Consider the following 11,791-nt stretch of genomic DNA (forward strand, 5'->3'; position numbering starts at 1 on the left):
GGGACAGAGGGAAACGGATCATTTTTGCTGCAAGGGCTGCTGAAGACTTTATCCTGCTTGGGCCACAGGGCTCGTCCGCCGCAACAGCACCACTATACTTTTGAGTATCTGAGCATTTTGAAAGGCAGGATATGACCGCAACCGCCAGTCGAACCACCAACCGCAGACCCGAGCTTTTGGCGCCCGCCGGAGGCCCGGAGCCCTTTGCCGCCGCACTCGCTGCCGGGGCAGACGCCATCTACTGCGGCATGGGCAGCTTCAACGCCCGCCGCAAGGCAACCAACTTTACCGATGAGGCCTTTGAGCAGGCCTGCCGCGCCGCGCACCTGGCCGGCTCGCGCGTCTACGTCACGGTCAACATCGTCATCAAGCAGTCCGAGATGGGCGATGCGCTGCAACTCATCCGCCGCTGCTCCACGCTGGGCGCCGATGCCTTCATTATCCAGGACTGGGGCCTGTTCTTTGAGGTCAAGCGCACCATGCCCGGCATCGAGACGCATATCTCGACCCAGGCGAACATCCACGATGACCGCGGGACTATCTGGTGCCGCGAGCAGGGCGCCGACCGCGTGACCCTCTCGCGCGAGCTCTCCATCGACGAGATCGCCGCCATTCACAATGCCGCGCCCGACGTTGACCTGGAGGTCTTTAGCCACGGCGCCATCTGCTTTTGCTACTCGGGCCTGTGCCTGCTCTCGAGCTTTGCCATGGCGGGCCGCTCGGCCAACCGCGGCATGTGCGCTCAGCCCTGTCGCCTGCCCTACGAGCTGATTGACGAGAACGGCCGCTCGCTCTCCCCTGCCGGTCGCGAGCGCGCGCTGTGCCCGCGCGACACCAACACGTCGCAGCTCGTTCGCCGTCTGTATGACGCCGGCGCCGCATCACTCAAGCTCGAGGGCCGCATGAAGGCCCCCGATTACGTGTATTCCATCGTCGACGTGTATCGTCACGAAATTGACGACATGCTATCCGGAGCCACCGTTGCCAAGGACGAGGAAGCCGCCCGCCAGCGTCAGCTCAAGCGCTGCTTCAACCGCGACTTTACGCACGCTTATCAGGACGGCACCTCGGGCGACGAGATGATGAGCTACGAGCGTTCCAACAACCGCGGCCAGATCGTTGGCACGGTGCTGGGCAGCCGTCTGGCCAACCGCGACGTGCGTGGGCTCAAACCCGACGACCGCCGTCGCCGCGCCGCCATCGCCCGCATTGAGCTGTTTGAGCCCGTGGGCAAGGGCGACCTGCTGGAGCTTCGCCACGATAACGAGTTTGATCAGTTCCTGACCACCATCGCCGCCGATGATGCCGCCGCCGGTGACATCATTGAGTGCCGCGTGCCCCGCAGCATGCCCGAGGGCTGCCGCGTCCGCGTGATTCGCAGTCAGCGTGCCATTGACGCCGCCGGCGCCGCGCTCAAGCGCGATGTGCTGCGCCGCCGCGCCGTAGATGTGTCCGTCGTGGCGCGTCTGGGCAAGCCGTTTACCGTTACGCTCACCTGCTGCGACGACCCCGCGCTCATCGCCACCGCCACGGGCTTCACCGTCGAGGCCGCCAAGACCCGCGCCGTCGAGGCGGCAGACCTGGTTGAGCATGTGGGCCGCATGGGCTCCTCGCCCTTTGAGGCTGCGAGCTTTGATGTGACGCTCGATGAGGGCTGCGGCATGGGGTTCTCCGCTGTGCACAAGGTGCGCGCTGCCGCCTGCAAGGCGCTGGAGGAGGCCATTCTGGCACCGTATGAGAAGCGTGCGAAAACGCTCGAGATTCCGGGGCTCGACAAATGTACGCACGCCATACCCGAGCATTACCGCGATGAGCCGCAGATCTGCGCCACCGTCACCTCGCTCGAGGCCGTCGAGGCAGCCCGCGCGGAGGGTGCAACGCGCCTCTACATGACCACCGACGTGCTCGAGGCTGTCGGACTCTCCCCTGCCGATGCATTTGAGCAGGGTATCGTGCCCGTACTCGACGAGGTCTGCCGTGCTGTTGACCACGAGCGCGTTGACCCCTGGATCAATGCCGGAGCCACCGTCGCCGTCGGCAATATCTCCGAGCTCGCCGTAGCCGCGCAGACCGGCGCCACGGCCGAGATTCGCTCTTGCCTGCCGGTGCACAACACGCCCTGCATGGAGGCGCTTGCCGAGCGTGGAGCCGGTGCGTTTTGGCTCTCGCCCGAGATCACGCTCGACGAGATTGTCTCGCTCGGCGCCGCCGCGCCCGCGGCTCTGGGCATCACCGTCTTTGGCCGCCCGCGCGTTATGACAAGCGAGCATTGCATTCTGCAGGTTGCCAACGGCTGCATCCACGATTGTGCCAACTGCCGCCTGCGTGCCCGCAAGCTGTCACTCAAGAATATCGACGGAAAGGTCATGCCCGTCCGCACCGACATCCACGGCCGCTCTCGCCTGTACGACGCCTACCCCATCGACCTCACGCCTCAGGTTCCTCAGCTGCTCGATGCCGGCGTGCGTCGTCTCATGGTGGACGGAACGCTGCTCGAGACGGATGAGGTGGGCCGTGCCGTCGCCCGCGCCCGTCGTGCCGTCGAAGCAGCGCAGGCCGGCCACAAGCCCGCCGCCCGCCTACGCGGGGCGACCTCGGGCTGCATGTTTGTGGGAATCAGCTAACCGAAAGGCTAACACGTGAACGAAGAACCTCAAGTCCTCTACTGCGACGCCTGGCTCATGGCCATCGACAAGCCCGCCGGCATGATCGTCCACGGCGACGGCACCGGAGAGCGCACGCTCACCGACTACGCCAGCGACCTGCTGCTGGCGATGGGCGACGGCTTTGCCGCGACCGACATGCAGCCGCTCAACCGCTTGGACCGTGACACCACCGGCGTGGTGCTGTTTTCGCTCGACAAGCAGACGCAGCCCGCCTTTGACCAGATGGTCATCGACCACGCTTTCGAAAAGCACTACCTGGCGCTCGCCGAGGGCAAGATCGACTGGAACGAAAAGCTCATCGACAAGCCCATCGCCCGCGACCGTCACGACAGCCGAAAGATGCGCGTCGGCGCCAGCGGCAAGCCGTCTCAAACGCGCGTGAAGGTGCTCAAGCGTCTTAAGAGCCGTCGTGGCCTGCCCACGCGCTCATATATCGATGTCGAGCTGCTCACCGGCCGCAAGCATCAGATCCGTGTGCATCTGGCAAGCGAGCGTCATCCCCTGGTAGGCGACGAGCTCTATGGCACGCCGCGCCCCTGCGGCCTCATGCTCCATGCCCACAGCGTGTCCTTTACGCATCCCGTAACCGGCGAGCACATCTACATCGAAGCCCCCTGCCCCTGGGAACCCTAAACCACCACAATGGGGACAGGCACCTTTGTGGTGGTTTTGGCCTTGTCCCGTCGCTAGACCGTGATGACGTTGTCCATCGACTGGTACTTGGCGGGTACTTCGCCCGCAGTAATAATCGTTGCGTCGCGGAAGTCCGCAAACTTGACGGGCGCCACCATGCCAAATTTACTGGCGTCCGAGATTACGAAGCGTTTGGCGGTATGGCGCATCGAGATACGCTTGACCTGCGCTTCCTCGATATCCGGTGTGGTGAGACCTTGCTCGGCGGCGATGCCATTGGAACCCCAAAAACCGCAGTTGAAGTTATAGCGGTCCAGGGTTGCCAAGGCATCGGGACCGACGAGCGCCTCGGTCTCGGGCTTGAGCTCGCCGCCTAGCACCACGGTGCGCATACCACGCAGGGCGAGATGCTGAGCATGGAGCACGGAATCGGTCACATAGGTGACACCCTCAAGGCGCGGAAGATGCTCGATGAGCTTGAGGGTCGTGGAGCCCGAATCGATATACACAAAGCTATCGGGCTCCACCAGGGCCGCGGCACGGGCGCAGATGCGCTCCTTGTCATCGTTATGGAGATCACTGCGCTCGCTGATCGTCAGGTCGCGCGTCACGTGCGCGCGCTCCAGACTCGTCGCGCCTCCGTGTACCTTGGCGATACGGTGTGCGCGGTCGAGCGTTTGCAAGTCACGGCGAATGGTGGACGGTGTCACGCCCAGCGCCTCGGCAAGCTCCGGCACAGTGACCGAGCCGGCCTGCTGCACCATCGACACAATCGTGTTGAGCCTATCTTCCGCAAGCATCGCTTACTCCTCCTCGGGGTAGACGACTCCCCAATCGGCGCGGAGCTTGGTCATGAGCTCCATCACATCAGAAGCATAATCCAGAAGCTCACGCTTGGAATCGTCGCCGGCGACGGCCTGCTCGAGGTCAGCCATCTCGTAGCACAGAGCGTAAGCCTCGGTGCCAGCGTGGACCTCCTCACGGTGACCGTCCGCAGTCCACACGATGGTCGCATGGTCGGCGCGCGGATACTCGTTGACCTCGATATAGCATTTGTCGAAGCTGATGACCGAGCGCTTGGGCTGCTTGGAGTGAAGCGTAAGACTCACCACGCCCAGCTGCTGCTCGGCGTTACAGCAGACAATGCCGCCTGCGACGTCAACGCCAGTCTCACAGGTGTTGCCCAGCGAAACGACCTCAGCGGGCTGGCTTGCCATAAAGAGGCGCATGACGGACAGGGCATACACGCCAATGTCGAGCATGGCGCCGCCGGCAAGGCTACGGTTGTAGAAGCGGTTTGTCAGGTCGCCGTACTCCTTGTAACTGCCAAAGTTGAGCTGAGCAAGGTTCATGCGGCCAAACTCGCCCGCATCCATGCGACGACGCAGCTCCTGATACAGCGGCATGTGAAGCACCGTTGTGGCGTCCATAAGGACCACGTTGTGCTCATCGGCGATGGCGCGGGCCTCGTCAAGCTCGGCAGAGTTGAGGGTAATGGCCTTCTCGCAGAGCACGTGCTTGCCGGCGGCCAGCGCGGCACGCAGATAGGTAATATGCGTGTTGTGCGGCGTGGTGATATAAACGGCATCGATGTTCGGATCGGCGTAGAGGTCCTCAACCGTTTCATAGACCTTCTCGATGCCATACTGCTCGGCAAAAGCCTGAGCCTTGGACAGCGTACGGTTTGCGACGCCCGCAAGCTTGCGGCCGGCAAGAGCTAGAGACTGGGCCATCTGGTTGGCGATAACGCCGCAACCGATCACAGCCCAGCGAAGCTCGGGAGCCGTAAAGATATCATCAGGGAACGGCTTGCCCTGGACCGAAGCGAACGCTGCCTTTGCGGCTGCCGCGGAGTCGAGTGGAGCCTGCTTGGAATCTGCCATATGTGCCTCCTGAATCATCGGAAGTTCTTCATTTCCAACAGCCCTATATTCGCACAAATGCGCGCGCATTTGCTCGTATTTGCGTGTTTATTTGCTTGTCGGTCATTATTTAACCATAGTTAGCAGATATTTGCGCGGCCATGCGCATCATCGCGCAAGACTCTGCGCGTAAATGCGCATGCTACAATCCTTGTGAAACATATAGGGGCGGAGCACCAAAGCTCTAAAGACAGAGCCAGCTGTATTACTTCACCCCTCTGGGGGCACCAGACATCGAAGGACTGTCCCTAGGTGCCGCTTTCGTTGAAGCCTATCCTAGATGGCCAGATATACAGATCTAAAGACCGTCCCTATCAACTAGTCATTTAAGTCTGTCCCCAATGACTGCCAATCAACGGCCACTCATTTAAGTCTGTCCCCAATGAGTGGGGATAGAAAAAGGCCCGGATGCCGTGGAGCATCCGGGCCTTTCCTAGCAACTTGGTGTTGCGGGCAGCTTAGAACTCGTGGCCGCACTTCTTGCAGACGCGCAGCTTGTTCTTGCCGTCCTTCTCGTGACCGACGCGGGTAACCTTACCGCACTCGGGGCAGACGAGATTGACGTTGGAGGCGTCGATGGGAGCCTCCTGCGAAACGATGCCGCCCTGCTGGTTGGCAGCGTTGGGCTTGACGGCCTTCTTGACGACCGAAACGCCCTCGACAACGACCTTGTTCTCGGCGGGGAGAGCGCGCAGGATAACGCCCTGCTTGCCGCGATCCTTACCAGAGAGAACCTGGACCTTATCGCCCTTCTTGATATACATATATCTCCCCTAACTACAGGGTCTCGGGAGCGAGCGAGACGATCTTCATGTACTTCTTGTCACGAAGCTCGCGAGCGACAGGCCCGAAGATACGGGTGCCGACGGGCGAACCATCGTTGTTGATGACAACGCAGGCGTTCTCATCAAAGCGAATGTAGGAGCCATCCTTGCGGCGGATCTCCTTAACGGTGCGAACGACGACGCAACGGACAACGTCCTTCTTCTTGACGTTGGCGCCAGGGGTAGCCTCCTGGACAGCACCGATGAACACATCGCCGATGCCTGCATAACGACGCTTGGAACCGCCAAGCACCTTGATGCAGCGAATCTTGCGAGCGCCGGAGTTGTCGGCGACGTTCAGCATGGTTTGCATCTGAATCATGGTAGATGTTCCTCCGAACTAAGAACCGAAGAGAGGTGCGCAGCCTTTAGGCGGCCTGTGGTATGCAAACCAGGCATACGCACATCTTCGGAAACGTACAAGTCGTAAGAGCGACTGCTTATTTAGCGCGCTCGACGACCTCGATGAGGCGCCAACGCTTCATCTTGGACATAGGACGGGTCTCCATAACGCGGACGGTATCGCCCACGCCAGCCGTGCACTCCTCGTCGTGAGCGTGCAGCTTCTTGGAGCTGGTCATCATCTTGCCGTACTTGGGGTGACGCTTGCGCTCGGTGATGGTGACGACAATGGTCTTGGCACCGGAGACGGAGGTAACGACACCCGTACGGACCTTACGCGAGTTACGCGAATCAGTCATGTTCTCTCCTTAGGTCCTACTCGGCGACAGCGGACTTCTCCGCTGCGATCTCGCGGGCGCGCTGCTCCGTGAGGACGCGAGCGATGTCCTTCTTCACGGTGTTGACGCGAGCGGTGTTGTCCAGCTGGCTGGTGGCCATCTGGAAACGAAGGTTAAAGAGCTCGGCGCGCATTTCCTTCAGCTTCTCAACAAGCTGAGCGTCCGAGAGCTCACGAATCTCTGCGGGCTTCATTAGTTCTCCTCCTTGGCGGCGGCGGCGTCCTCAGCAGCCCACTTGGCCTCGAGAGCGGCCTCCTCAGCCATCTCCTTCTCGATGCGCTGCTCAGCGTTCTTAGCAGCAACAATCTTGGTCTTGATGGGAAGCTTGTGCTGTGCAAGACGCAGAGCCTCGCGAGCGACCTCCTCGGGCACGCCCTTGACCTCGAACATGATGCGGCCGGGCTTGACGACGGCCACCCACTCCTCGGGGTTACCCTTACCAGAACCCATGCGAGTCTCGGCAGGCTTCTTGGTGATGGGCTTATCGGGGAAGATCGTGATGTAGACACGACCGCCACGCTTCATGTAGCGGGTCATGGCAATACGAGCGGCCTCGATCTGACGGTTGGTGATCCAATGGGCCTCGAGAGCCTGGATACCAAACTCGCCGAAATGCAGCTCGGTATTACCCTTGGCCTGGCCCTTCATGGAGCCACGCTGCACCTTGCGGTGAAGAATACGCTTAGGGGCAAGCACTACTGACCCCTCCTCTCGGAGTTACGACGACGAGGACGGGAAGAGCCCTCGAGTGCAGGGTTGGGAACAGGCTGGCCCGGGAGCTTCTCGCCCAGGTAGATCCAGACCTTCACGCCGCAAGCGCCCATGGTGGTGCTGGCGACAGCCGTGCCGTAGTCGATCTTGGCACGGAGGGTGTGCAGAGGCACGCGACCCTCGCGGTACCACTCACGACGGCCCATCTCGGCGCCGCCGAGACGACCGGAGCACTGGATACGGATACCCTTAGCGCCGGCCTTGCGGGCGGACTGGACAGCCTTGCGCATAGCGCGACGGAAGGCAACGCGGCCCTCGAGCTGCTCGGCGATAGACTGAGCAACGAGGTTGGCGTCGAGCTCGGGGCGCTTGATCTCGACAACGTCGACGGAGAGCTGGCCCTTGGAGACGCCAGCGACCTTCTCGAGCTCGGTGCGGAGGGTATCGATCTCGGCACCCTTCTTACCGATGACAACGCCGGGGCGAGCGGTGAGGATGATGACCTTCACCTTGTCGCCAGCGCGCTCGATCTCGACGCGGGAGACAGCTGCGCGGGAAAGACGCTTCTCGAGGTACTTGCGGATCTCGAGATCGTTACCGAGGGTCTTAGCGTAATCCTTCTCTGCGAACCAGCGGGAGCGCCAGTTCTCGGTAATGCCAAGACGGAAGCCGGTGGGGTAGACTTTCTGACCCATACAGCTTTACGCCTCCTTTCGAGGAGCAACGACGACGGTGATGTGGGAAGTACGCTTCAGAATGCGAGAAGCGGAACCCTTGGCGCGGGGACGGATGCGCTTAAGCGTCGGACCCTCGTCAACATAGGCAGCGGCGACAACCAGGTTGTCGGCACGCAGACCGTTGTTGTTCTCGGCGTTCGCAACGGCGGAACGGAGAACCTTCTCGACATCCACGGCGACGGCGCGGTCGCAGAAGTGGAGGATGTCGAAGGCCTGAGCGACAGGCTTGCGGCGGATCAGATCGACCACCAGGCGGGCCTTGCTGGGGGAAACACGCACGTACTTAGCGACGGCGCGAACCTCGGTGGCCTCAGTTTCAATAGACTTAGTTGCCATTTACGGTTAACCCCCTATTTGGCCTTGTGGCCACGGAACGTACGAGTCGGCGCGAACTCGCCGAGCTTGTGACCAACCATGGACTCGGTAACATACACGGGCACATGCTTGCGGCCGTCGTGGACGGCGATGGTGTGACCAACCATCTCGGGGAAGATGGTGGACGCGCGGGACCAGGTCTTCACGACGTCCTTCTTGCCAGCCTCGTTCATCGCGGTGATACGCGAGAGAAGGCGAGTCTCCACGAACGGGCCCTTTTTGAGACTTCTGCTCATAAGTGCTTTCTCCTAAAACTCGGTATCCGAAATTACTTCTTACGGCGACGAATGATGTGCTGGTTCGAGACCTTCTTCTTCTTGCGCGTACGAAGGCCCTTCGTCGGCTTACCCCAGGGGGTAACGGAGGGACGACCAGAGGTGTGGTTCTTGCCCTCGCCACCGCCGTGCGGGTGGTCGACAGGGTTCATGACGGTACCGCGGACGGTCGGGCGCACGTTCATGTGACGCTTACGGCCGGCCTTGCCGATGACGATGTTGGAGTGATCGGCGTTGCCGACCTCACCGACGGTGGCGCGGCAGGTAACGAGGATGCGGCGCATCTCGGAGGAAGGCATACGGACGATAGCGTACTTGCCCTCCTTACCCATCAGCTGGCAGGAGTTACCGGCGGAACGGGCGATAGCAGCGCCCTTGCCCGGCTGGAACTCGACGGCGTGGATGAGCGTACCGACGGGGATGTCGGCGAGGGGCAGAGCGTTACCCGGCTTGATGTCGGCGTCAGAACCGGACATGATGGTCTGACCGACCTCGAGGCCCTTGGGGGCCAGGATGTAGCGCTTCTCACCGTCAGCGTAGTGCAGCAGAGCGATGCGAGCGGAACGGTTCGGATCGTACTCGATCGTGGCAACCTTGGCGGGCACGCCGTCCTTGTTGCGCTTGAAGTCGATCACGCGGTAACGACGCTTCACGCCGCCGCCCTGGTGGCGGGTGGTGATGCGGCCGTTGTTGTTACGACCGGCCTTCTTGGGCAGGGGCTCGAGAAGAGACTTCTCGGGCTTGGTGCAGGTGATCTCGGAGAAGTCGGAGATCGTCTGCCAACGCCTACCAGCGGAGGTCGGCTTAAGGTGCTTTACAGCCATTACAATCCCTTTCAATAGGAATCCGTTAGCCATCGCAGACAGGGATTCGAGGTTCTGCCTCGGGTGCGATGACACCGGACGTATACACGGTTCCGGGCGTGTCCATTTTATACGCCCAAAACCTTGAGCTCTCGCCTCCCCTTTTTGGGAGGCATGAGCTCACTCAACAGCAGCGAGTCTTAGGCCTGGTTGCCAAAGACCTCGATGGTGTCGCCCTCGGCCAGCGTGACGATGGCCTTCTTCCAAGAACGGGTCTTGCCGGCGACATAGCGCACGCGCTTGGTCTTGGGCTTGACCGTCAGGGTGTTCACGCGAACGACCTTGACGCCGAAGATCTCCTCGACAGCGTCCTTGATCTGATACTTGTTAGCATCCTTGGCGACCTCGAACGTGTACTTGTTCAGCTCCATGCCGGAGAAGGAACGCTCGGACACGATCGGACGGATGATGATCTCGTGGGCGGTCATTTATGCAAGCACCTCCCCGAAGTGAGCGGCGATGTCGGCGGGCATCAGCACGGCGTTGTTGTTGACGAGATCGTAGGTGTTGGCCTCGTCAGCGGTGATGATGAACGTCTTGGGAATGTTGCGGAACGACAGGTAGGCGTTGACGTCCTCATCGCGAACGATGATGGTCAGACGCTTGCCCTCAAGGCCGAGAGCCTTGAGCATGGCGACGGCAGCCTTGGTGGAAGGCTTCTCGAAGCCGTAGTCGTCGACGAGCACGAGCTCGCCATCGGCCAGCTTGGCGGACAGCGCGGAGCGCATAGCCAGCTTGACCTCCTTGTTGTTCATACGCTTAGCGTAGGAACGGGGCTTGGGGGCGAAGACAACGCCACCGTGACGCCACTGGGCAGCACGGATGGAACCCTGGCGGGCACGGCCGGTGCCCTTCTGACGCCAAGGCTTCTTGCCGCCACCGGAAACCTCAGAGCGGCCCTTAGCGGACTGGGTGCCCTGACGCCAAGAGGCCATCTGGCACTTGACGATGTGGTGCATAACGTGGATGTTCGGCTCGATGCCGTACACCTCAGCGGCGAGCTCGGCCTCGGCGACCTTCTTGCCCTCGCTGTTCTTTACTTCAAACTTTGCCATTTAAGTGTTCTCCTTGGTATGACGCTGGGCTAAATGGGCTGGGCCCTTAGGCCATACGGATGGCGACGAGACCATTCTTGGCACCCGGGACAGCGCCCTTGACCAAGATGAGGTTCTGCTCGGCATCGATGCGGACAACGGAAAGGTTCTTGACGGTAACGCGCTCGTTACCCATGTGACCGGCCATCTTGACGCCCTTGAGGACGCGCGCAGGATAGGCGCACTGACCGATAGAACCGGGGTGACGCTGGAAGTGAGAACCATGCGTCATAGGACCGCGGCGCTGACCCCAGCGCTTGATGCGACCCTGGAAGCCCTTACCCTTGGAGGTACCGATGACGTCGACCTTCTCGACATCAGCGAAATCAGCGACGGTGACGACCTCGCCGACCTTGTGCTCCTCGCCGTTCTCGACGCGGACCTCACGAAGGAAGCGGACAGGCTCGACGCCAGCCTTGGCGAAGTGACCAGCCATGGGCTTGTTCACGTTCTTGGCCTTGATGTCGCCGAAACCGATCTGGACGGCGTCATAGCCGTCGGTTGCCTGAGTTTTAACCTGCGAGACAGCGCAGGGGCCAGCCTGGATGACCGTGACGGGAACGACGTTGTCGTCCTCGTCCCAAACCTGGGTCATGCCAATCTTGCGGCCGAGAATCATGCTGATCAAGATATGATCCCAACTCTCGCGTGGTCTTGGGACAATGCGTACACCACCGAGCGTACGCCCCTAGAGGACCACTACTTATACGACGTGCTCCCCAGCCTTGTATTGCGTCCGGACTACCTGACAACCCTATTAAGCAGGCATTTTGTCCAGCCAGAATACTCCCCTGGTTTCACACAGCTGTTTAGTATACACGGCTGCGGGCGTATCCATCGAGATTCATATTTCACTCACATTGTTTACGCAGGTACCTTGATTATCAACTTCAACCGAACACCTCCCACATTCATCCGCACATGTGCGGATGAATGTGGGAACCCGATACC

General features: G+C 61.0%; 15 protein-coding genes and 1 pseudogene. 2 read left to right on the forward strand and 14 right to left on the reverse strand.

Annotation, left to right across the window (positions count from 1 at the left end; all coding sequences use genetic code 11):
- The first annotated feature begins 131 nt into the window (after positions 1-131).
- On the forward strand, positions 132-2,624 hold the full coding sequence (locus tag AB5Z20_RS08775; RefSeq protein WP_368156984.1) for a U32 family peptidase: 2,493 nt from the start codon (positions 132-134) through the stop codon (positions 2,622-2,624).
- Between the two features lie 15 nt (positions 2,625-2,639).
- On the forward strand, positions 2,640-3,299 hold the full coding sequence (locus AB5Z20_RS08780; protein WP_346976726.1) for an RluA family pseudouridine synthase: 660 nt from the start codon (positions 2,640-2,642) through the stop codon (positions 3,297-3,299).
- A gap of 53 nt (positions 3,300-3,352) precedes the next feature.
- Here AB5Z20_RS08780 and AB5Z20_RS08785 read toward each other — a convergent pair whose 3' ends face one another.
- The 14 genes and pseudogenes from AB5Z20_RS08785 to rplC all read right to left on the reverse strand — a co-directional run bounded on the left by AB5Z20_RS08785 (position 3,353) and on the right by rplC (position 11,468).
- Positions 3,353-4,099 carry a DeoR/GlpR family DNA-binding transcription regulator gene (locus tag AB5Z20_RS08785; protein ID WP_346976727.1) on the reverse strand — a complete coding sequence of 249 codons (747 nt, stop codon included), beginning with the start codon at positions 4,097-4,099 and terminating at the stop codon, positions 3,353-3,355.
- 3 nt (positions 4,100-4,102) lie between these two features.
- Entirely contained in the window at positions 4,103-5,182 is a 1,080-nt protein-coding gene (locus AB5Z20_RS08790; protein WP_368156985.1) for a Gfo/Idh/MocA family protein, read from the reverse strand.
- A gap of 497 nt (positions 5,183-5,679) precedes the next feature.
- Positions 5,680-5,985, reverse strand: coding sequence for a 50S ribosomal protein L24 (gene rplX / locus AB5Z20_RS08795; RefSeq protein WP_368156986.1), 306 nt, complete (start codon positions 5,983-5,985; stop codon positions 5,680-5,682).
- A 13-nt stretch (positions 5,986-5,998) separates the two neighbouring features.
- Positions 5,999-6,367, reverse strand: coding sequence for a 50S ribosomal protein L14 (gene rplN / locus AB5Z20_RS08800; RefSeq protein WP_006235041.1), 369 nt, complete (start codon positions 6,365-6,367; stop codon positions 5,999-6,001).
- Between the two features lie 118 nt (positions 6,368-6,485).
- Positions 6,486-6,746 carry a 30S ribosomal protein S17 gene (gene rpsQ / locus AB5Z20_RS08805; RefSeq protein WP_006235040.1) on the reverse strand — a complete coding sequence of 87 codons (261 nt, stop codon included), beginning with the start codon at positions 6,744-6,746 and terminating at the stop codon, positions 6,486-6,488.
- A gap of 16 nt (positions 6,747-6,762) precedes the next feature.
- Complete coding sequence (rpmC, locus tag AB5Z20_RS08810; RefSeq protein WP_006235039.1) at positions 6,763-6,978, reverse strand: 50S ribosomal protein L29; 216 nt, start codon at positions 6,976-6,978, stop codon at positions 6,763-6,765.
- 86 nt (positions 6,979-7,064) lie between these two features.
- Positions 7,065-7,481 (reverse strand): annotated as a pseudogene (gene rplP, locus AB5Z20_RS08815) (50S ribosomal protein L16); the annotation flags it as partial.
- The gene (gene rpsC, locus AB5Z20_RS08820; protein ID WP_006235037.1) at positions 7,481-8,191 is read right to left on the reverse strand and encodes a 30S ribosomal protein S3; all 711 of its coding nucleotides are present in this window, start codon (positions 8,189-8,191) and stop codon (positions 7,481-7,483) included. The pseudogene rplP and the gene rpsC, both read right to left, overlap by 1 nt.
- Before the next feature lie 6 nt (positions 8,192-8,197).
- Positions 8,198-8,569, reverse strand: coding sequence for a 50S ribosomal protein L22 (gene rplV / locus AB5Z20_RS08825; protein WP_006235036.1), 372 nt, complete (start codon positions 8,567-8,569; stop codon positions 8,198-8,200).
- Positions 8,570-8,583: 14 nt separating this feature from the next.
- Positions 8,584-8,844 carry a 30S ribosomal protein S19 gene (gene rpsS, locus AB5Z20_RS08830; RefSeq protein ID WP_006235035.1) on the reverse strand — a complete coding sequence of 87 codons (261 nt, stop codon included), beginning with the start codon at positions 8,842-8,844 and terminating at the stop codon, positions 8,584-8,586.
- Positions 8,845-8,876: 32 nt separating this feature from the next.
- Complete coding sequence (gene rplB / locus AB5Z20_RS08835; RefSeq protein ID WP_022094198.1) at positions 8,877-9,707, reverse strand: 50S ribosomal protein L2; 831 nt, start codon at positions 9,705-9,707, stop codon at positions 8,877-8,879.
- Positions 9,708-9,886: 179 nt separating this feature from the next.
- The gene (gene rplW / locus AB5Z20_RS08840) at positions 9,887-10,174 is read right to left on the reverse strand and encodes a 50S ribosomal protein L23 (RefSeq protein ID WP_022094197.1); all 288 of its coding nucleotides are present in this window, start codon (positions 10,172-10,174) and stop codon (positions 9,887-9,889) included.
- Positions 10,175-10,801, reverse strand: a complete 627-nt coding sequence (gene rplD / locus AB5Z20_RS08845; protein WP_006235032.1) for a 50S ribosomal protein L4 — start codon at positions 10,799-10,801, stop codon at positions 10,175-10,177.
- 46 nt (positions 10,802-10,847) lie between these two features.
- Positions 10,848-11,468 carry a 50S ribosomal protein L3 gene (gene rplC, locus AB5Z20_RS08850; protein WP_035137484.1) on the reverse strand — a complete coding sequence of 207 codons (621 nt, stop codon included), beginning with the start codon at positions 11,466-11,468 and terminating at the stop codon, positions 10,848-10,850.
- Between the last annotated feature and the right edge of the window lie 323 nt (positions 11,469-11,791).

The organism is Collinsella aerofaciens, assembly GCF_040910245.1.
Lineage (GTDB): Bacteria > Actinomycetota > Coriobacteriia > Coriobacteriales > Coriobacteriaceae > Collinsella.